This is a genomic window from Vibrio taketomensis (genome assembly GCF_009938165.1).
Taxonomy (GTDB): Bacteria; Pseudomonadota; Gammaproteobacteria; order Enterobacterales; family Vibrionaceae; genus Vibrio; species Vibrio taketomensis.
Map to the genome: position 1 here is coordinate 1,324,863 of NZ_AP019649.1, position 21,601 is coordinate 1,346,463.

Genomic DNA, 21,601 nt, shown 5'->3' on the forward strand with positions numbered 1-21,601 from the left:
TTTGTTGCAGCCGAACAATCTAAACGAAAAACAAATCAATGTCCCGTCTTAATTCAAGAATCTTATTTTGTAACTTCGGAGATTGAACGAAAATACTAGAAAGTGAGGGATAATTAGCCACTTTCGCCAATTATCCCTATAAAACTATGGGCAAGTCATCGCTTCGACTTTACTGATTGATGAATTATAGCGTTTTAAAGCGGCATCAATTTTAGTCGGATGACTGAGTAAATCTGCAAATGCCGAGCGTAATTCATAGTTTTGTGGATGAGGTTTTGCTTGACGATCAGCAAATGTTTTTGCAGCTATCACACCCAATTGGTCTGAACGGGAGGCTAAGGTTTTTATGTCTTTTTGCTCTAGTTGTAACCAAGCTTCAACCGGTTTTTCAGTGGCCACTTTTACAGGGTCATTATCCAAATAGTATTTTACTGCGGCTGCATTGAGGTCAAAATGATTTTGGCGACCTTCCAAATACCATTCGCTAACTTCCTTTAGCTCAGGGTATTGTTGAGCGGTTAGGGCAGATAAATCCTCATACCAGTGCATAGAGGCTTCAATGTACGCATCGTACTTGTTGGCGAGGCATGCATTATCTGCAGCGAATGCCAAACTAGAAGTTGCGCTGAGCAGCAACGTAAATAAAGTACGTTTCATGTTAACTTCCTAATTGTTATCAATTGTGAGCGTAGTTTATGGAAATTTTAAAATAATTCCCGAGATCTATCCCGCAAGTGAGACAAAGAACAACATTAAAACCGGTACCAATAGACTGAGAATAAAGCCACTGACGATAGCCACTGGCACACAACGAACGCCTCCCGTGGTTTGGATCACGGGTAAAGTAAAGTCCATGGCTGTGGCGCCAGCATAGCCGATTGCGGTGCACGGACGAGAGCGGATTACCAGCGGTATTAATACTAACGCAACCAATTCACGAAGTAGCTCTAGCATAAAAGAGGCTCCACCATAAACGGGACCAAACGCATCACCCATTAAAATGCCGGCAAGAGAATACCAACCAAAGCCAGAAGCCATCGCAAATCCTCGATAGATGTCGATGTCTAAAATCATGGCCGCAATGGCGCCGCCAATCAGTGAGCTAGCAATGATCAGCGTCGCGATACACATACCCTGTTTATTGATCAAGATTTGCTTGAGAGTTAGGCCACTGTTACGTAGTTGAATGCCGATAAAAAACAGTAGGATAAATAAAATCCATTCACTGGCAGTATCCACCCAAGAGAGGTCGATAGGTAGTAATAAACCAACCACCAAGCCACCACCAACCACCATGATTAGCTTTAATGATTCCATTGCCATTGAAGACAGAGGCAAATGGGTGTGTTTTGCATCGGTCTCCAAAGGAAGAAACTTATCAACCAACGGCAATACAGCGAGGTTACAAACTCCGAGGCAAACGAAAAATGTGGCAGTGTAACTTAGGATGGTTTGTAGATTCTGACTCAGATTATCGAGAGCCGCGAGGCTTAGACCCATCAGAGCAAGAATGACAAAAACCAGTCGAGAAGTGGTGAGGTTGATTTGGTCTAACAACTTTTGGTTAGACACAGCGATAAGATACCCCACAACGAGTGGGGCAAAAATAAATAACATCCCTGAAAACATACAACTTCCTGCGGGTGAACGTAGCGGATTAAATTCCGCTGGCTCTAATTAAATCCTGAATTTTGGTGTGGAATTCACTATCGCTTAAATTGGTGAGGTTGTACAGAATATCCGCACCAGTTACGTCGATTTCTACTTCATGTTCTTCTAGGTTTTCGTCTTGGCGACGGAACATAAGGATGTGGTTGGCGATACGAGCCACATCGAGATAGGAGACATCAACGTCAAGTTGTTGACTATTTTCGTTGAGTGCTACGTCGATGAAATCTTTATCGAATCCCCATTTTTCTAGTACCAATCGGCTGGCTGCTGGACAAAGATTATTGAAAATACGTAACGCTAATTCGCTATCTAGATAGTTTCCACGTTCAAGGTAGAGATGGTATTCATGAACGATACAAAATAGACCAATGTCAGATAGCAGACCCGTAAGCAGGGCTTTGTCTGATAAAAGGTGCGCGTATTCTGGTGATTGAGTTTGGCGAAATTCCTTGGTGACCATCACCATGGTAGCGGCTAACTCTTTTGAGGTGTGGGCGCTGCGGCGAAGTACGGTATTACATTCTTTGGACAGGTTGACCGAGTTTTTTAATTGTTCAATGGCTTGTGCCGTTACAATATCACGGACTCTATTAATGCCAAGGCGTGAGACCGCGGTGATCACTTCAGTGCATTCAATATTACGACGATTAAAAATAACCGAATTGGCGATGCGAATGACCGCTGCGGTTAGCCCTGGATCTTCAACCAAACAATCAGCAACATCCATGACACTAGTAGAATCTATGGCACATAAGCGTTGAATTTTTGTGACGACTTCAGGAATGGGAGGAAGTGTGATTTTCCCTGATTCGATTGAGCTTTCTAAGTAGGAGGCGAATTCGGACTCAATACTTTTTTCAATTAAAGCGCGGTTTCTGGCAGCCAGTAAAAGATAGATGGGTCATACAAATATTATTATGAATTTTATGTGTCAATATTAACGTTGATTAGAGCGATAGAGCAATCGAAGATTGTAAGTCGATAATATTTTACTAAATAGTTTTAGTTGGCTCGAAAAGTGATTTTTGACGCTGATGAATTGTCGATTTTCCGCCGTGAGATATTTCTCACATAAATTAGCAATTTCGTGTTGATTGATGTGAAGTATGACCAGACTTAATTCGTTTCGTTAACTATGATCTGTCGTACTAAATAACTGCCGAATTTCAACACTATAAACTATACGGCAGAATTAAAATTTTACGCTTAATACGCTGCAAATCTGGTGATCATACATAATCGGGGAAGATTAGAAGGATCAATGGATATGACAGAGCAATCGTTCATTCAATACGTTAGTAAATATGGCACTTTCCAAAAACGTTCTATGTTTGGAGGAACAGGATTATTTAAAGATGACGCTATGTTCGCTCTAATCAATAGCGAGCACGTGTTTATTCGCGGTGGTGATTCATTAGATGATGAACTGTGTGCACTTGGCTGTGAAAAATACCGCCACGTGAAAAAACAGACTACAGCGACGGTTAACTATTACGATATTAGCCAGCTATTCAACACTCGCGACGAAAATCTCGACATTATTGTGAAGAAGTCAATTGACTACTCAGTGTCACAGCGAAAATTTAAGCGTTCATCAGCGAATCGCCGTCTACGTGATTTACCAAACATGCAACTCACTCTTGAGCGTATGGTTAAAAAAGCGGGTATTGATGACGTTGAACAGTTCATCGAGTTAGGTGCAGCGCAAGTATTTTCACGCGTGAAACAAACCTACGGCAGTGATGTAGATGTGAAACTACTTTGGAAATTTGCTGGTGCAATTGAAGGTATTCACTGGAAATTGATCCAAGAACCACGCAAGCGTCAACTGTTAGCGAGCTGCCAATAACGAGCAATCAATTACGATTTGAATAGACACCGAGCATACGCTCGGTGTTTTGCTTTATGGTCCACTGAGATAAAATAAAGCTAAATAACCTAGGTGAGAGTGCGATGGAAACTGAGCAGCACAAAATTTCGCTTCCTTCGCTAATTCATCGAATCGGTCGAGACCAAGTCGACAGCATACGTGAAATGGCTGTTGAACACGGATGTATGTTAAAACGAATAAGAAGGTCAAGAAATTGGCAGGTTGAAGGCAGCTATTTTAGTTTGCGAACACTGATTTCTGAATTGGCGAAAGGTGACTCGCTTAAATTCCAATATGTGATTAAGAAGCTGAACGAGGCAATAGCAAACATTGAACCACCACGCACGATCGAGCAACAGCTCGCTGATTTACTTCAAAAATCCAAACATCACTTTGAATGAGTTAGTTACTGAAACTGGATGTGAAATTTCACAAGCCCGCCAAGCCCGTTTTCATTACGAGTCATTGTGAAAGCGGCTTATTTCTTTATGTAGATGTAAAATTAGAAATATTTTATAACATAAAAGTTCTTTACCTCAAGTTAAGTTGAGGTACTAGAGTGTCTTTAACGTTTAAGACATTAGAAGGAACTGAATTATGAAAAACTATTTTGAACATGCCAATATTTCTGTAGTAAACCCACAAAGCACGATCAAACTGATACTGGCGGCGCTACCTAACTGGACAATCCGTGGTAACGGCGAATGGATGAATGATCGTGGTGAAAACGTTGAATGGTTTCATGTCGGTGATGACAACTTCTATCTGGCTATTGATTCGCAAGGGAAGGGCAGTATGCCATATTGGACAGAGCGCTTTACCGGGCTCAATCATCTTGGCTTTGCTGTTGATGATGTCAAAGCCTTAGTCGCTCGTTTACAAGAGGCAGGATTCGAGATGGATCACTGGGGTGGCGAGCATCCACATCGTCAAAGCGTTTACTTTATGGATGAACACGGGATTCAAGTTGAGTTCGTCGAATATTTCTCGGAAATAAATGAAGAACGTAATGATTACAGTCTTTAAAACTGCTCAAGAATAAGCCCATTGCAAAGATGGGCTTATTCTTGTAATTACATTGTCCCGTCCTGAAATGTGTTTACAAACTTAGCTGCATCGCATGGTCATGCTGGTGGTGGCCATCAATATTGCAATCAATCACTACCTGATCATCACCATGGAAATGCCAAGTAAATTGACGCGCTTTCTTTGGTTGCACAATGACTGAGCTATTGGTGTCATGCTCCATGCCGGCCATTTTCGCCATCATCTTACGGTGCTGAGCAAGCTCTTTGGCTGAGCCGATAGCAAATTCATGAGCTTGGCTACCGGTATTCATAACCACAAATTGCACCACATCATTTGGCTCGATATCAACCGGCTTTTTAAACTTAATTGGCTGGTCGTCGCTCAAAATGACATGGACCACTTTATCTGCCTTAGCACCTTTAGCTGGCATGCCAACAGCAGACATGCCAGGCATATTCATCATGCTATGGCCCATTTTTGAATGATCCATTTCACTATGCTGCATCTCACCGTGTTTCATTGTTCCATGCATCATGTCATCGTGCTGCATTTTGCCGTGTCCCATATGTTCATGGTTCATTTCTTGATTCGCTAGTGCCAAGGTTGAGGCTAGGCTTAGCGTCAGTAGTAAGCTGGTTTTGATCATATTCATTGTCTGTTCTTCCTTGTTATTTTGTAGGCGTTTGTTGTAAGCGTTTGAGTTCGCGTTGTTTCCATAGTTTAAAAATGGCAGGTAGCACTAGTAGCGTGAGTAGCAAGGCTGAAGCCATACCGCCAATCATTGGGGCCGCAATGCGTTGCATTACTTCTGAGCCCGTGCCGTGCCCATACATGATGGGTATAAGACCGATAATTACCGTGCTAACCGTCATCATTACTGGGCGTACACGCAGACCTGCACCTTGACCGATAGCATGATCCAGTTGCTGGTTGCTCAGTGTTTGTCGGTTTTGATTCGCATCTTGTTTGTGCTGCTCCCAGGCTTGGTTGAGATACACCAACATGATTACGCCGATTTCGACTGCAACACCCGCTAGCGCAATAAAACCGACGCCGACAGCAATCGAGAAATTGAACTTAAGCCAATACATCAGCCATAAACCACCGACCATAGCGAGGGGCAGGGTAGACATGATGATCGCTACTTCGCCTACTCGGCGGAAGCTGAGGTAAAGCAGTAGTACGATGATCGCAATGGTAATTGGCACGACGACAGAGAGACGCTGTTTCGCACGCTCCATATATTCGTATTGTCCTGACCAAGTTAGCGAATAACCAGCAGGAAGCTGTAGCTGATCCGCAACCGCCTGTTGTGCTTCAACCACATACGAGCCAAGGTCGCGGCCTTCAATATCAACAAATACCCAGCCGTTTGGTCGAGCGTTCTCAGTTTTGATCATTGGTGGACCATCTTCATAACGCACATCAGCAACGTCAGCCAGTGCAATACGAGCACCATTTGGTGTCACCAATGGTAGGTTTTGTAGTTTTTCTACCGAGTCACGATAGTCTTGTGGGTAACGTACGTTGATAGGGTAGCGTTCTAACCCTTCCACCGTTTCACCGACCTTCATACCACCCACTGCGGTGGCAATGACTTGCTGAATATCTTTGATATTTAGGCCATAGCGTGCTGCTTGGCGACGTTTGATGTCGATAGTAACGTAGCGACCACCGGCAACTCGCTCTGCATACACTGATGTGGTACCCGCAATTGGCGTTAAAATCGGCTCAATTTGCGCACCAATCTTTTCGATTTGCTTAAGATCGGGGCCAGAGATTTTGATCCCGATAGGGGTCTTAATCCCTGTTGCTAACATGTCAATGCGCGTTTTTATCGGCATCACCCATGCGTTAGTTAACCCCGGAAATTGCACCAATTGGTCAAACTCTTTACGTAGTGATTCGGTGGTAACACCTTCACGCCATTCATCTCGTGGTTTGAGCTGAATCGTGGTTTCAATCATGGTTAGCGGTGCAGGGTCGGTTGCAGTTTCAGCACGGCCAATCTTACCCCAAACGGTTTTTACTTCCGGGACGGTTTTAATTAACTTGTTCGTTTGCTGCAGTAATTCTCGCGCTTTACCAATCGAAATGCCCGGGTAGGTGGTGGGCATGTACATCAAATCACCTTCATCCAAAGGTGGAATGAACTCGCTGCCAAGTTTACTCATTGGGTAGTAAGAAGAAGCGAGTAGCGCCAATGCGATGGCAATCATGCTTTTTGGATAACGCAGGCTCAAATTGAGCATCGGACGATAGAGCGCAACTAAGCCACGGTTGACCGGGTTTTTATGCTCTGGCAGTACTTTGCCACGAATAAAGTAACCCATTAAAACTGGTACCAAGGTGATCGCTAAACCCGCCGCTGCTGCCATGGCATACGTTTTGGTAAACGCCAGCGGTGAGAACATCTTGCCTTCTTGACCTTGCAGGGCAAATACCGGCACGAAACTTAACGTAATGATCAGTAGTGAGAAGAACAGTGGTGCACCGACTTCTTCGGCTGCCTTACCAATCACTTGCCAGCGGTTTTCATTAGTCAGTGGCGTTTTCTCGATGTGTTTGTGCACGTTTTCGATCATCACGATCGCCCCGTCCACCATCGCACCAATGGCTATCGCTATCCCGCCAAGCGACATGATGTTGGCATTGATACCTTGCCAGTGCATCACGATAAAGGCAGACAAAATACCAATAGGCAAGCTGATCGCAATGACTAGCGACGAGCGAATGTGGAATAAGAACAGCGCACACACCACCGCTACCACCAAAAACTCTTCTGCCAGTTTTTGCCATAGGTTATCGACTGCTGAGTTAATCAAAGTCGAACGGTCATAAGTGGTCACGATTTCGACGCCAGCAGGTAAACTGCGTTGCAATTCGCTGAGCTTCGCTTTGACGTTTTCAATCACTTGGCTTGCGTTCTCGCCATAGCGCATCACAATCACGCCGCCAACTGCTTCGCCTTCGCCATTAAACTCAGAGATACCACGACGCATTTGCGGACCGAGATTGATTTCAGCGACATCACCCAAAAGTAATGGTGTGCCATTTTGGGTGACTTTCAGTGGCAGTGCACGCAGATCATCAATGCTGGTCAAATAGCCTGACGTACGTACCATATGTTCCGCTTCACCCACTTCGATGACCGAGGCGCCGGTTTCTTGGTTGCCGTTGGTAATCGCAGCGTTAACTTGTTGCAGCGTTAAATCGTAAGCACGCAATTTAGCGGGATCAATTTGCACTTGGTATTGCTTAACCATACCGCCAACTGTTGCCACTTCAGACACGCCTGCGACGGTTTGTAACTCATACTTTAGAAACCAGTCTTGCAGACTACGTAGCTCGGCTAAATCGTGTTTGCCCGTTTTGTCTTGCAATACGTAGCTATACACCCAGCCCACACCCGTCGCATCAGGGCCAAGAGTCGGTTTAGCCTGAGCCGGTAGATTTGGCGCAACTTGACTTAAGTATTCCAATACCCGTGAGCGTGCCCAGTACATGTCAGTATCATCGTTAAAGATGATGTAGACATAAGAGTCGCCAAAGAAAGAATAACCACGCACGGTTTCTGCACCCGGGACGGCCAACATGGCCGTGGTAAGCGGGTAGGTCACTTGATCTTCGACGACTTGTGGCGCTTGACCTGGGTAGCTGGTTTTAATGATCACCTGAACATCAGATAGATCTGGAATCGCATCCACCGGGGTATTTTTAACACTGTACAGGCCGCCTAGCGTTAGCATCACAGAAGCAACCAGTACGAGAAAACGGTTGTTGATCGACCAACGAATAATCGCACTTATCATTTGGTCTCTCCTACCGCTTCGATTTGTTTGATTGCCCATTCACCGGATTGATTTTCCGCTAGAAACCGAACCTTTTGGCCCTCACTAAAGGGCGATAAGTCGAAATTATCACTGACGGTAAAGTTCTGTTCACCCGCTTGCCATTGCCACTCAGGTACCGCTGGATGGGAGAGGGTGATCATGTCAAAGTCGGCCATTAACATGGTTATGGTGCCCTCAATCCACACTTCGCTTTCAGCAGCAAGTGCTGGTTTTATGTCCATGATTTGATATTGACCTTGCTTGGTTTTTTCCATCTCAAACTCAATCGCATCACCAGATTTGAGAGAGTTAATGTCGACGTTGTCTGCAACAGTAAAGTTCATCACCATTCCCGGCCAGTTCCATTTCTTCACCGGTTGATGATTGATTGTAAGCATGCGATGACCAACCATCACATCACTAATCGTACCCATCGCCCAAGCCCGATCTGTGGCAGATGCGTGCTCTGTGTTTGATGAATTATGAGTCGTTGCTTCAGTAGAATTAATTCGCGATAAGTCTGCGCTTTGGCTTGATTCCGAATCGAGCATAAATTGCGCTGAGGTCACAATACGCTCGCCTTCGTCTAAACCTTGTAGCACTTCAATGTTATCGCCAGCTTCGCGTCCTGCCTCGATGCGCGCCGAGCGGAATTTACCATCCCCCAATGCTAGTACCACTCGAGTCATGCCACCGGAACGAATCACCGCCGAACGAGGGATGGTCAGTACCGGTGTTTCGCTTTGCGGCTTAAGTGCGATATTGGCAAACATATTGGGTTTCAATTCGCCATTTGGGTTATCAAACTTCAAACGAACACGCAAAGTACGCGTCGCTGGGTCAAGGATCGGATACACGTAGTCCACCGTGCCTTGCCAAGTTTTACCCGGAATCGCTTCTAAGTTCATATCGGCTTGACTACCTGCTTTTACCCAATGAGATTGGCGTTCAAACAGTTCGACATCGACCCAAACATGATTTAGTGGGCCTGCACTAATCACAGTTTGTGATGGCGAGAGGTAACCACCTTCACGAATATTTAGGCTGGCAATCACACCGTCAGCAATTGCCTTGATCTCGACTTGTTGTTTAGCTTTACCGGAGCGGTAGATTTGCTCGATCTGCGCTGAATCAACCCCTAAGGCTGAGAGTCGATCTTTGGCGCCTTGAATCAGACCTTTACGGCCGCTGCGCTTAGCACTGAGTAACTCTTCTTGCGCTTTAACGAGCTCTGGCGAATAGAAGGTGAATAGCACATCGCCACGAGTGACTTTTTCGCCCACAGAATCGACATTTAGCTTTTCTACCCAGCCGCTAGTGCGCACGTTGGTTTGCCATAAGGTACTTTCGTCAAAGGCAATGTAGCCAACCGCATCAATAATTGGTTGTAGTGGTTGTAAGCTTACCTGTGCTGTTTTTACCCCAAGATTGTTTTCAACCGCTGGAGAAATGGTGACCGTACCTGCTTGTTGGCTCTCACCGTTTAGGTCTTCGGCATAAACAGGGATCAAATCCATGCCCATTGGTGATTTACCCGGTTTATCACGTTTATAGTTTGGGTCCATCGGCGCAACCCAATATAAAGGCTCGTCGGAACTTGCTATAGTCGTCGATTGATCCATATTGTGACTTGTTGGTACTAACCACTGATTGGCGGCAAAGCCGATCGCACCACCAATAACTAGGGCAATCGTTGCGACTTTAAATGTTTTCATTGTTATTCTCCTAGCGACGTAACGGCTGGTGGCTGTTGGCCTGACTTTCGGTTGCGTAAATGCCGACAAGATTGGCAATTTGATTATTGGTTAGATTTAAATCGGTAATTAGACGTTCAAGTTCAAGTTGAATACTTAATTCGGTTATTGATGACGTGACAATGTCACCAAAGCTGGCGCTGTTATTTTGATAACCACGTTCAACCGCAGCGTTTTGTGCCTGCGCCTGTGTTAGCAGTGAATATTGGTATTGATCAATGCGTTGTTGAATATGGTTGCGATCGGAGATTAGCCCTGATAGTTGCGCTTCCATACGTGCAAGCCATGCATCACGTTGGGATTTGGCTGCACCGACTTGATACTGTGCAGACTCTAATGCTTTGTCTTGCTTACTGCCGGTAAAGAGAGGAATGTCCATCGTCAGATACGCACTTACCATATCTGGCGCAGGCTCTCCACGCATGTTGTTCGCTTCTCGATGGGCGTACATTAACTCCACGCCAAACTGCGGCGAGTAGGCTTCTTTGGCGATCGAGACCTGAGTTTGCGCACTGCTTACCGACGAATCGAGTGATTTAACAGCAGGATGTTGCATCAGTAATTGATAGCGAGCTTGGGCGGTATCACTCGCTGCGAGGATTTGCTGCAAGTGAGGCCAAGCGACTTGATTGGTTGTGCTGAGGTGAGCGGATTTTTGCAGCCAATCTGAGCCCAACCATTCAGAAAGTTGTGACAATAATTTGCGCTGCATTTGTTGGTTGCTGACCAGTTTTTGCTCTAGCTGGCTGAGTTTAAGCTGTGCGGCGAGCACGTCTTGTGAGTCATTTAAGCCAAGTGCATAGTTGGCATCGAGGTTAGTAACTAGCTGTTTTAGCCATTGCTGCTGTTTCATTAACAGTTGCTGCGCTTTTTGGTTGTAGCCGAGTTCGAGCCATAATGCGGTCACTGTGGTGATCACATCTTGCTGACGTACATTGGCTTGTTCGGCAATCGCATTAGATTGCTGCAGCGCCTGGGTTGACTGCAATTCAATGGTGTCGCCACGGTCGAATTTTTGCATCACACCCAGTGAGACATTACTCATTGGATCTTGGTCGAGACTAAAACTGTCGACAGGAATCCCCCCAAAGCCAACTTTGATCGTCGGATCCATAAGGGTTGCTTTGGCTTGTCCACCACTTAACGTCGCTTGAGATTGAGCGATGAGTTGTGCATGGCTGGCATCTTGTTCAAGGGCGATAGCAATAATCTGATCAAGTGATTGTGTGGTTTGCTCACTCGATGCTTGATCGCTAATGGTTGTCGTTGCCGCAGGGCGATGTGCCCAAGCTGAATTTGTCGCACTCAAAGCTAAAGCGAGGCTGAGCGCAAGTAGGTTGTATTTTGTTTTCACAGTACAATCCATTCATTACTGATGCGCAGAATGGCGAATACAAACAGGTAATCGCAAATGCAGAATCAGATGTGATAGTTGGTAAGCAGCATACGAATCGCTGCCAAATATCTAACAGATGAATAGAAAGTTAAGCACTCGGTGGGCGATAGAGCGAATCAACACCTTTGACGGTGGAACGAGTGGGCTCCAGTGGGTAGGAAAAGGTGGAGAATATAGGTGTAAGCGGAAGCGGCTCACTACTTAGAGTAGCAAACACGTTGATACAAGTTGTGCCGCAACAATCGTGTTGCATGCTGCTGTCTGTGTCGCAGTCGATAGTGATTGGATCAGAACTGTCATTGCTGATTTGATGGTGCAAATCATCAAGATTCATTGTTGCCATCATGCTTGGTGAGCAATGGGAGATACTGTCAGCATTCATGGCCAGCATTTGAATAGGCATAAGGGTTTTGCTCGACGCCATGCTTGACGCAATGAGCGCCAACGACGTAAGCATAACCAACCAAATTGTACGCAGAGTGATTGCGTGCATTATGGAGACCCATTCAAAAATAACGTGATAAGCATAATCCTTTCCCTAGGGGGAAGGTCAACAAAAAAAGCCTGATAATTTATTAAATATCAGGCTTTTTGCTTAATAAGTCGGCAATAACTGTCCGCAGTATGAATGGAAAACCTTAGTGAGTAAGGTAGTGCTGAATAAACTCAGACACTTTAACCATATCATCGATAGCGATGAATTCATCAGTGGTATGCACTTTAGCCATACCGGTTGAGATATTTACGGTTGGTAGACCCGCTTTATTGAAGTTGTTGGCATCGCTACCACCACCAGTAGATTTGGTGTGTGGTTCCGCACCAATCGCAGCGAAAGAAGCTTTGATTTGTTCAATATGTGGATGATCAGCTGGCAGAACAAATGCGTTGTATGCGCGAGTGGATTCGATTTCAACTTCAGCACCGTGTTTAGCCGCAACAGTTTGGAAAGTCTCAATCATGTGATCAACTTGGTTTGCCAGCTTGTCATCGTTAAGAGAGCGAGCTTCTGCGATGATTTTGAGCTCAGGCATCACGATGTTAGTCGCATGACCCCCTTCGATAATACCGATGTTAGCCGTGGTTTCTTCATCAATGCGTAGCAGTTTCATTTGCGTAATCGCATCGGCGGCCACGCTGATTGCACTGATGCCTTCTTCAGGAGCAAGACCTGCGTGAGCAGGGCGACCTTTGATGTGTGCAACAATGCGTTGTTGACCAGGCGCTGCATTAACAATGCTACCGATAGGACCGCCTGTATCTAACACAATTGCCTTACTAGATTGTACTTTGCTCATATCAAAGTGCTCTGAACCACGCAGACCACCTTCTTCATGTACGGTAAAGGCAAGTTCGATAGTTTTGTGTTCTAGGTTATCCGCTTGAATACAACGCACGGCTTCCATAATTGCCGCAATGCCGGATTTATCATCACCACCTAGAATCGTGTTGCCTTTTGAGCGGATGATGCCATCTTCAATAATTGGCTCAATACCTTTACCTAGGGCAACAGTATCCATGTGACAGCTTAGAAGAACACTGTCATCAATGGTGCCATCAAGGCGTGCGTAAACATTAAAGCCGTTAGTGTATTTTTCTGGTACCGGTAATTTTTCAACGCTAAAACCCATACTACCTAGTTGTTCAGCGAGAGTTTCTGCGATTTCTTTTTCAAAACCTGATTCACTATCGATTTGGATGAGTTGACAGAAGTGTTCAACCAAACGGTCGCGGTTAATTGGAGTCATTTTTATACCTACTAAACGGGAACAGAGAAAGTAAACATACTCTTTAATTTGGTGGTTAAACACTGCGGTAAATCAAATTTCCAATTTAAAGCATTATCCCTATGCGTTGTTGCTGGATATTTGTACAAAATTTCTGCTTTTGATAGTGGATTATAGTGATATGACTTTGCCATCAGTTACATATGTAAAATTTCCATTACATATAAATGTCCATTTTTTCTAGTTATATTAATGATTTATTGGTTCCCGATACTCATTATTGGTCGTAGTTTACGCTTCGCGAGAGAAAAGTGTAAATTTTACAGAGAAAATTTGTCCTAAATTGCCAGTTATTGTTCATGTTTATATCAGCACATTTGCTTTTGATATTTCTAATATTAATGGCGAGGAAAGATTATGGATGAACATTTAAACCCACTTGGTACGGACGGATTTGAATTCGTAGAATACACCGCCGTCGATGAAACGGGCATTAACGCTCTCAAGCACTTATTCGCATCCTTAGGCTTTGCCGAAGTTGCAAAACATCGCTCAAAACAAGCTTGGTTATACCAGCAAGGCGATGTGAGTTTTGTGATCAACGCAGAGCCTCATAGCCAAGCCGAAGCATTCGCTCGCAAGCATGGACCATCGGTATGCGGCATGGCATTTCGTGTGAAAGACAGCGCTCAAGCGATGCAACATGCGTTGGCAAACGGCGGGGTGAAATACGTGACTGAAATCGGGCCGATGGAGTTGTCGATACCGGCCATTTACGGTATTGGCGATAGCCTCATTTACTTTGTGGATCGTTATGGTAAGCAAAGTATTTACGATGTGGATTTTTGTTTTTATGACGATGCAGACAAGCGTCGGCAGGAGCAATCGGTAGGGCTACTCGAGATTGATCATCTCACTCATAATGTGAAACAAGGGCATATGGATATGTGGTCTGGGTTTTATGAGCGCCTTGGTAACTTTCGCGAGATCCGTTACTTCGATATCGAGGGCAAATTAACTGGATTAGTTAGCCGAGCGATGACAGCGCCTTGTGGCAAAATTCGCATTCCGATCAATGAGTCTTCGGATGACAAATCGCAAATCGAAGAGTTTATACGCAAGTACAACGGGGAGGGGATTCAACATATTGCGCTGAGCACCGATGATATTTATCACACCGTGCAAACACTGCGTGATAGAGGGATGGATTTTATGCCAACCCCCGATACCTATTATGAAAAAGTACATCAACGGGTGAGTGGGCACAATGAAGACCCCAAGTTGTTAAAACAACTGCGTATTTTGATTGATGGTGCGCCACTTAAAGATGGCATTTTATTGCAAATCTTTACTCAAACGGTGATTGGTCCGGTGTTCTTTGAAATCATTCAGCGTAAAGGCAATGAAGGCTTTGGCGAAGGTAATTTTAAAGCGCTGTTTGAATCGATCGAAGAAGATCAAATTAGGCGTGGGGTACTGAAAGATGCGTAAACGCATAACGTATCCGCACCGTGAAGGCAGTTGCTCGAAGCAGGCACATGCGGATTTTCCAACGCAGGGAATTTACGAGCGAGAAGCGGGTCGATCGGGATTTTTCGGACCTGCCAGCCACTTTCACCATCGTCATGCGCCCACGGGATGGAGTGAGTGGCAAGGTGAGCTCAAACCGAGAGCGTTTAATTTGAATTACGTTCAAGGTGCAGATGCGCTTTCTCCTTGGCAAGTGCCGAACTTGCTTGAAAATAGTCAGTGCAAGGTTCGAGTGTGGCAATTGAGCAAAGATATGGAACATTTGGTGCGGAATGCCGACGGTGACGATTTGCTGTTTATTCATCAAGGCAGCGGTGAATTGTTTTGTGATTATGGTCATATGAGCATTAATGAGGGTGACTATGTGGTGATCCCTCGTTCAACCAACTGGCGCATAGAAGTGAGCCAACCACTGTTTTTTCTGATGATTGAAAATAGCGATGGTTCATTTGGTTTACCTGATAAAGGTATGGTCGGGCAACATGCGGTATTTGACCCGGCGGTGTTAGATGTACCTGCAATTGATGCTCTGTTCCAAGCGCAATATAGCGAAACCACTACTCAGGTGCAGGTTAAACGCCATGGGGATATCAGCACGATTACCTATCCATTTAATCCTTTAGATGCAATTGGTTGGCATGGCGATCTGTCAGTGGTACGTGTCAATTGGCGTGATATTCGACCATTGATGTCCCACCGTTATCATCTGCCACCGTCAGCGCATACCACGTTTGTGGCCGATGGTTTTGTCGTGTGTACTTTTGTACCAAGGCCGATAGAAAGCGACCCTGGCGCATTAAAAGTGCCGTTCTACCATAACAATGATGACTATGATGAAGTGCTGTTCTATCACCAAGGTGACTTCTTTAGCCGTGACAATATCGAAGCCGGTATGGTGACTTTCCATCCCGCCGGATTTACTCATGGTCCACACCCCAAAGCGTTTGCTGCTGGCATGCAGCATCAAAAGAAATTTACCGATGAAGTTGCGGTGATGATTGACTGTCGCCGTGCATTAGCGTTTTCAAAACACGCACAGCAAGTCGAAGTTGAAGAGTACGTCTACAGTTGGCGAGAAAAGAAGTGAGGGAATATGAAGCTTGCAACGCTCAAAAATAAATCAAGAGATGGCATGCTGGTGGTGGTCAGTAGCGATCTAACCCATTGTGTTGCCGTTCCCAACATCGCCATGACGCTACAGCAAGCGTTGGATAACTGGGCGCACTGTGAACCGCTGCTTGCCGAGATATATCAGGCACTCAATCAGGGTGAAATTGAAGGGATGGAGTTTGTAGCCAAACAGTGTGAATCGCCGTTACCGAGAGCATTTCATTGGGCCGATGGCAGTGCGTACGTAAACCATGTGGAGTTGGTGCGCCGAGCAAGGGGAGCAGAAGTGCCAGAGAGCTTTTGGCATGATCCTTTGATGTATCAAGGCGGCTCCGATACGTTTATCGGCCCTTGTGACGACATTCGATTTACCAGTCAAGAGTGGGGCATTGATTTTGAAGCGGAAGTGGCAGTAATTACCGATGATGTGCCGATGGGCTGCTCCCTAGAACAGGCGCAGAATAGTATTCGCTTGCTGATGTTGGTTAACGATGTCTCACTGCGCAATTTGATTCCCGCAGAACTGGCGAAAGGATTTGGTTTTTATCAATCAAAGCCTTCTTCGGCTTTTTCACCGGTTGCGATTACGCCAGATGAACTGGGGGATGCATGGTATAAGAGTAAGGTGCATTTGCCCCTCCATAGCACTTACAACCGAGCATCGTTTGGCTTGCCCAATGCAGGGCAAGACATGACGTTTAGTTTTGCGGATTTGATTGTTCATGCAAGCAAAACCCGTAACTTGGCGGCGGGTACGATTATTGGTTCAGGAACGGTGTCCAATAAGCAGGGCACTGAATACGGTTCGGCAGTCACGGAAGGGGGCGTCGGCTATTCCTGCATTGCTGAAATTCGCATGATTGAAACGATCAGAGACGGCGCACCAACGACACAGTTTATGCAGTTTGGTGACACGATAAAAATAGAAATGTTGGATGGACTAGGCAACAGCTTATTTGGCGCAATTGAACAAACGGTGGTGGAGGCAAAATGAAGTTATATGGATATTGGCGCTCGTCTGCAGCGTACCGAGTGAGAATCGCACTCAACCTCAAAAAGATTGCTTACGAATATATCGCAGTCGATCTGCTCAAAGACGGCGGGGAGCAGCATAGTGACGATTTTCATCAAATCAATGCGACTGAGTTAGTGCCAGTATTGGTGGATGGGGATATGCGCATTAGCCAGTCTCTCAATATTATTGATTACCTAGATGATCACTATTTCCCTCCACAATTGACACCTGTTGCGGGTCAAGATCGCTATACCGCAAAAGAGATTGCACAAGATATCGCAATCGATATTCACCCGCTCAACAACTTACGAGTACAGCAGTATTTGATTAGCCAAGAAGAGTTTACCGAACAAGATGAGCTTGATTGGGTCAAACATTGGATCATGGTCGGCTTTGAAGCGCTTGAAGAAAAACTGTTGAGAAGTTCAGGGGCCTATTGCGTCGGCACACAACTTACCGTTGCAGATGTTTGTTTAGTGCCTCAGGTTTATAACGCACTGCGATTTGGTGTCGATTTGAGTTTTTATCCAACAATTGAGCGGCTTTACCACTCGTTGAATGAAATGAGCGAGTTCAAGCTGGCAGCCCCAGAAAATCAGCCCGATGCCCCAACAAAAAAACCACCTATTGAATAGGTGGTTTTAAGATTCATCCTTGGCTAACGTGTATTATTGCTCGATTCAGAGCCACGTTGGGCATTTTAATGCATCAGTTGTGCTTGACGCTCTCGCTGTTGCATCTCTGCTAGGTTAAATTGACGCACATCCAGTGCAGCAAAGTCGAAACACGCTTTACATGAATGATGGCACATGCCATCAACGTATTCGTGTTTGGTCAGCAGGTTCGGCTTTTTACACCAATCGCAAACGCCTTCAATTTTGAACATGTAACGCTCCTACCGTTATTACCAAGGGTTATTTTCGGGGCGTATTATTACACATAAAGTAATTGTGGGTTAATGATTTGTTACGCGAAGCGAGATCGAGATCGATTGCGTTTGTCCTGTATTTTCGGGTGCTACAGGGTGTCTTTCTATGTCTGTTTATTTTGCGTAACCATTTGTTAACGTATTATTTGCGTTTGCTCATAATCAGTTTTAAGGCGTGATTGAGGCGCTTCATCTCTTCATCGCTGCCACGCAAATCCGGGTGATAGATTTTGCATAATTGTTTGTAGCGCTGCTTGATTCCTTCAACTGGGGGAAGGGCGTGTTTTTCATAGCCGAACATCGCGCAAGCAAGATCGAGTTCGGTAGCATGACTAGACGAGGTCTGTGATATATGGCTTGCAGACGCTTGTCGCAATTGTTGTGATAGTTGAGAGAGCAACTGCTGCTGTTTTTTGATCGCTTGTTCTTGTCGTGCAATATGCTGTTTTAACTGTTGATTTTCTAAGAAGGAAGCATTAACGGTGGCTGACAATGTCTGTTCGGTATCGGCTTCCGTGGTTGACTTAAGCATTTTGAGTTTGCGGCGGCGAGTTATTCTGTACGACACAAGAGCGATAGCTATAACCGCAATCCGGAGCTGACAGGGACAATCAATTCTTGATATGAAAGTGATGAAAATAGATTTTTAGGATGGTTTAAATGGTCAAATTCAGCCAACGTTTGACTCGTTGCTGGTTAAATTCATCTTGTAAAATACTGCTATAAGCGGCTTCTGCTGCTGGATTTGTCTCTGCAGCCATTTGAAACCAAAGTTTTGCCAGCATACTTGCATTAAGCGCATCTGGTTGTGATTGATAAATCATGCCAAGTTGATACTGCGCGTTATCATTGCCATTGAGGGCTAATTTGGTGAGCCAATAGATGCCACGTTCGAAATGATTTTTGTTTTTTTGATTCGAAAGGTAATACTCAACCAAATCGAGTTGCGCCTGTTGATAGCGGTTATTGGCCGCTTGCTCTAACCAATAAAGGGCATCTTGGGAGGATTGTGTCACCCCTTTACCGTTTTGGTAAGCTTGGGATAGTTGGTACTGGGCTCGTGGGTTATTGAGTTCCGCTTGCTCGAGCAATTCATTAAATGCAGAGTTTTGGGCGTGGGCAATAGATGAAACGAGAATGAGTAGGGTGAGAAACAATTTCATCTTAAACCAGAAATCCATTTGGTTGCATTTAAATAGATTTCATATTTTACACTTAAGCACAATAATCCCAAGCCCTATGTAAGGGCTTGGGGAGACTTTGTTCTCAAGTCCAACGAAAGGGGCTGCTTATTTTAGAGGCAAAATCTTAATTTCTACGCGGCGGTTACATGCACGACCAGCAGTTGTGTCGTTAGTGCATAGTGGGAAACGTTCACCATAGCCACGAGAGATTGCACGACCTGGTGCAACGCCTTGTTGAACTAGGTAGTTACGTACTGATTCAGCGCGGCGCTCTGATAGAGTTTGGTTCATTGCATCGTTACCGGTGCTATCGGTGTAACCTTCGATTACTAGGCTTGTGTCTGGGTATTCAACCAAAATACGCGCTACGCCTTGCAGTGTGCGGTGAATACTTGCGTCTAGTTGGTATGAACTTGATTGGAAACCGATACCGTTTTCCATGCGAAGCACGAGTTGGTTTTCACCAACGCGTTGAACTTGAACACCTGAATCAAGTAGAGATTTACGTAGAGCCGCTTCTTGTTGGTCGAAGTAGTAACCTGCGCCACCACCAATCGCTGCACCGCCTGCTGCACCAATCAATGCATTTTTGCGACGCTCGTCTGCGTTGTCACCTGTAGCAAGACCAACGGCAACACCTGCGATTGCACCAATGATAGCGCCAGAAGTTGTTGAGTTAGTTTCGTACTCACCAGTAGTTGCGTTTTGACGTTGAGTAGCCTGACAGCCAGATAGAGCGATAGTCATAGCTAAAGCGATAGTTAGTTTTTTCACAGAATACGTCTCCGTGTGAAAGTGTAATCAAGACAGATTGTTAGGGCGCTAATAGACATCAAGCCTGCAAGTTAGTCAAACCCCTCTAACAATATTTGACACAAGCTTAACAAGCGATGAAAGAAGCGTTCATAAATACGTCAGGGATTTCGCGAAAATGTTCAAAGTGCCTGCACGGTGTTCTGGCACTTCAAGCAAGTAATAGGGGAGTTAGCGGAGCAGTTTTGGTGCTTGCGCACCGTTGATTGGACGACTTACCGACAGTGTGCGGCCTTTTTTAAGTCCAACTTCGTAATCGTCAGTGAGGTTTTTCATTGCCTCACGCAGTTGTTGTTTGAATGTTTCACGGTCGATATTTTTAAACTCTTTATCGATGTAATCTTCAATCTTATTGGCAGACTCTTCATCTGGTGAAATGACCGGTAATTTTTCCAGCGCACCTTCAACCCAACCAGATACAAATGAGTTAACGCGGCGGTTAACTTCCATCGACGACGTACCAGAACCAGCGAAACTGTTGCGGAATTTCCCGGTGTGTTCGTTCAGTTCGCGATAGACAATATCAAATGCGAAAGCTGCAAAGATGGCACGATCTGCTTCACCAATAAATTCAAGGCGCTTTAAGCCTTTGTGGTTCAGCAGCACTGCTTCTACACCGAAACGGGTGTTGATCCCACGAATTACGCGCAATATGGTTGAGCCGATGTTTGATGGCAACAAATGGGTCGATTGTGTTTTGCCCATTTTGATAAACTCAATGTCGTCCTTATCCAAGCCGTATTTGAGCATGAGACGATGCGCCATTTTAATCGCATTCGCTGCTTCGTTAACGTTGGCTGAGTTACCAAGTTCTAGACACTTAGCAATCTTTTTAAGGGCTTTTTGTTTATCCATGGACAGCGACAAAACTCGTAAAATTCACAAAGTCGGCTATTTTAACGTGTTCTACGTCTGTATCGCAACCGCACATCAAAATTAGATAAACAAAAGGCTTCAAAAGAAGCCTTTTGTTTGATGTTACAGCGTGTTGATTACGCTTTTGAGATAATTGGTTATAGGCCGAGTTCGCTCAGTAGATCATCGGCATCACTGTTGGTGGTAGGCTTAGCACCCGCCTCTTTTTCTCGCATTTGTTGCTGCGTTCTTTCTAAGATGTCATCTGGGTTTTCATCTTCATCCGCATCAAAATCTTCAAGTTGGATGAATTCGGTTTTATCCATCGCTAACTCCAAATAGAAAATGTTGTGATTTTCTGTTGAGAAGGTCACGCGGCGCGCTTGAGGTCGATCAAGATTGGTATCGACAGAGAGGATCACCTGCTTGTTTAAGGACAACATCTTCGGTTGGTTCTGAGTAATATGGGTTTGCAGCTCTTTGCGAATCTTGTTGGTGAAATCCCCAACGAGTTGATTCATAAGTTCGCCCAAAACGTCACCGACCTCATCAGAGGTATGTGCAATCGCCAATTCTTCAGCAGGGATGCCCATATGCTGCATATATTTCGTATAGATCTCTAATGCGGCTTTAGCGGTAAAGTTGATCACAACCAGGCCGGAAAAGCCTCCGTCAAATAAGACGAAGCAACCAAAGTCGGGTTTAAGGCTGGTTTTATTGATTTTCTGCACCATTGCAGAGTAGGACACGTGGGAGTCAGTGGCAGAACTCAGTACACCAGACACCGACTGACAAAGTTTAAGTAGAATATCTTCTGTTGTGACGATTTTATTCTTTTTCATTGGCTTGGTTCAATGCTGCTGATGATGTACTCAAACCACAGTGGAAA

At 45.1% G+C, this 21,601-nt stretch carries 20 protein-coding genes and 2 pseudogenes; 7 read left to right on the forward strand and 15 right to left on the reverse strand.

What is annotated here, in order from left to right:
* Positions 1-144 precede the first annotated feature (144 nt).
* From Vt282_RS06165 to Vt282_RS06175, 3 genes and pseudogenes are all read right to left on the reverse strand, one after another.
* On the reverse strand, positions 145-657 hold the full coding sequence (locus Vt282_RS06165; protein ID WP_162062862.1) for a hypothetical protein: 513 nt from the start codon (positions 655-657) through the stop codon (positions 145-147).
* A 66-nt stretch (positions 658-723) separates the two neighbouring features.
* Complete coding sequence (locus tag Vt282_RS06170; RefSeq protein WP_162046483.1) at positions 724-1,629, reverse strand: LysO family transporter; 906 nt, start codon at positions 1,627-1,629, stop codon at positions 724-726.
* Between the two features lie 28 nt (positions 1,630-1,657).
* A pseudogene (locus Vt282_RS06175) lies at positions 1,658-2,565 on the reverse strand (HDOD domain-containing protein).
* Between the two features lie 367 nt (positions 2,566-2,932).
* Between Vt282_RS06175 and Vt282_RS06180 the strand changes: the two are divergent.
* From Vt282_RS06180 to Vt282_RS06190, 3 genes and pseudogenes are all read left to right on the forward strand, one after another.
* A complete protein-coding gene (locus Vt282_RS06180; protein ID WP_162046481.1) occupies positions 2,933-3,520 on the forward strand; it encodes a TfoX/Sxy family DNA transformation protein in 588 nt (195 codons plus the stop codon).
* 104 nt (positions 3,521-3,624) lie between these two features.
* Positions 3,625-4,012: pseudogene (locus Vt282_RS06185) on the forward strand (ribosome recycling factor family protein).
* A gap of 126 nt (positions 4,013-4,138) precedes the next feature.
* A complete protein-coding gene (locus Vt282_RS06190) occupies positions 4,139-4,567 on the forward strand; it encodes a VOC family protein (RefSeq protein WP_162062863.1) in 429 nt (142 codons plus the stop codon).
* A gap of 73 nt (positions 4,568-4,640) precedes the next feature.
* Here the strand turns inward: Vt282_RS06190 and copI are convergent, their stop codons facing one another.
* The 6 genes from copI to Vt282_RS06220 all read right to left on the reverse strand — a co-directional run bounded on the left by copI (position 4,641) and on the right by Vt282_RS06220 (position 13,298).
* Positions 4,641-5,216 carry a copper-resistant cuproprotein CopI gene (gene copI / locus Vt282_RS06195; RefSeq protein ID WP_162063694.1) on the reverse strand — a complete coding sequence of 192 codons (576 nt, stop codon included), beginning with the start codon at positions 5,214-5,216 and terminating at the stop codon, positions 4,641-4,643.
* Between the two features lie 22 nt (positions 5,217-5,238).
* A complete protein-coding gene (locus tag Vt282_RS06200; protein ID WP_162062864.1) occupies positions 5,239-8,382 on the reverse strand; it encodes an efflux RND transporter permease subunit in 3,144 nt (1,047 codons plus the stop codon).
* Positions 8,379-10,118 carry an efflux RND transporter periplasmic adaptor subunit gene (locus tag Vt282_RS06205; RefSeq protein WP_162062865.1) on the reverse strand — a complete coding sequence of 580 codons (1,740 nt, stop codon included), beginning with the start codon at positions 10,116-10,118 and terminating at the stop codon, positions 8,379-8,381. The genes Vt282_RS06200 and Vt282_RS06205 overlap by 4 nt, the downstream gene beginning before the upstream one ends.
* A gap of 10 nt (positions 10,119-10,128) precedes the next feature.
* Positions 10,129-11,523: a TolC family protein gene (locus Vt282_RS06210; RefSeq protein ID WP_415663438.1), complete on the reverse strand. Its 1,395-nt coding sequence runs from the start codon at positions 11,521-11,523 to the stop codon at positions 10,129-10,131.
* 118 nt (positions 11,524-11,641) lie between these two features.
* Complete coding sequence (locus tag Vt282_RS06215; protein WP_162046476.1) at positions 11,642-12,046, reverse strand: hypothetical protein; 405 nt, start codon at positions 12,044-12,046, stop codon at positions 11,642-11,644.
* A 145-nt stretch (positions 12,047-12,191) separates the two neighbouring features.
* A complete protein-coding gene (locus tag Vt282_RS06220; RefSeq protein WP_162062867.1) occupies positions 12,192-13,298 on the reverse strand; it encodes a M20/M25/M40 family metallo-hydrolase in 1,107 nt (368 codons plus the stop codon).
* A gap of 396 nt (positions 13,299-13,694) precedes the next feature.
* Here Vt282_RS06220 and hppD point away from each other — a divergent pair, with 396 nt between their 5' ends.
* The 4 genes from hppD to maiA are packed head-to-tail and all read left to right on the forward strand — an operon-like array spanning position 13,695 to position 17,567.
* Positions 13,695-14,768, forward strand: coding sequence for a 4-hydroxyphenylpyruvate dioxygenase (gene hppD / locus Vt282_RS06225; RefSeq protein WP_162062868.1), 1,074 nt, complete (start codon positions 13,695-13,697; stop codon positions 14,766-14,768).
* Entirely contained in the window at positions 14,761-15,894 is a 1,134-nt protein-coding gene (locus Vt282_RS06230; RefSeq protein ID WP_162062869.1) for a homogentisate 1,2-dioxygenase, read from the forward strand. The genes hppD and Vt282_RS06230 overlap by 8 nt, the downstream gene beginning before the upstream one ends.
* Positions 15,895-15,900: 6 nt before the next feature.
* A complete protein-coding gene (locus tag Vt282_RS06235) occupies positions 15,901-16,911 on the forward strand; it encodes a fumarylacetoacetate hydrolase family protein (protein WP_162062870.1) in 1,011 nt (336 codons plus the stop codon).
* Positions 16,908-17,567 carry a maleylacetoacetate isomerase gene (gene maiA, locus Vt282_RS06240; protein WP_162062871.1) on the forward strand — a complete coding sequence of 220 codons (660 nt, stop codon included), beginning with the start codon at positions 16,908-16,910 and terminating at the stop codon, positions 17,565-17,567. Before Vt282_RS06235 ends, maiA begins: the two co-directional genes overlap by 4 nt.
* 65 nt (positions 17,568-17,632) lie before the next feature.
* Here maiA and Vt282_RS06245 read toward each other — a convergent pair whose 3' ends face one another.
* From Vt282_RS06245 to Vt282_RS06270, 6 genes are all read right to left on the reverse strand, one after another.
* The gene (locus Vt282_RS06245) at positions 17,633-17,818 is read right to left on the reverse strand and encodes a hypothetical protein (RefSeq protein ID WP_162062872.1); all 186 of its coding nucleotides are present in this window, start codon (positions 17,816-17,818) and stop codon (positions 17,633-17,635) included.
* 184 nt (positions 17,819-18,002) lie between these two features.
* Positions 18,003-18,392: a hypothetical protein gene (locus Vt282_RS06250; RefSeq protein WP_162062873.1), complete on the reverse strand. Its 390-nt coding sequence runs from the start codon at positions 18,390-18,392 to the stop codon at positions 18,003-18,005.
* A 124-nt stretch (positions 18,393-18,516) separates the two neighbouring features.
* A complete protein-coding gene (locus Vt282_RS06255) occupies positions 18,517-19,023 on the reverse strand; it encodes a tetratricopeptide repeat protein (protein ID WP_232055127.1) in 507 nt (168 codons plus the stop codon).
* 126 nt (positions 19,024-19,149) lie between these two features.
* Complete coding sequence (locus Vt282_RS06260; RefSeq protein ID WP_408647266.1) at positions 19,150-19,791, reverse strand: OmpA family protein; 642 nt, start codon at positions 19,789-19,791, stop codon at positions 19,150-19,152.
* 237 nt (positions 19,792-20,028) lie between these two features.
* Positions 20,029-20,712: a DUF2786 domain-containing protein gene (locus Vt282_RS06265; RefSeq protein ID WP_162046467.1), complete on the reverse strand. Its 684-nt coding sequence runs from the start codon at positions 20,710-20,712 to the stop codon at positions 20,029-20,031.
* A gap of 158 nt (positions 20,713-20,870) precedes the next feature.
* Entirely contained in the window at positions 20,871-21,554 is a 684-nt protein-coding gene (locus tag Vt282_RS06270; protein ID WP_162062875.1) for a DUF3334 family protein, read from the reverse strand.
* Positions 21,555-21,601 lie beyond the last annotated feature (47 nt).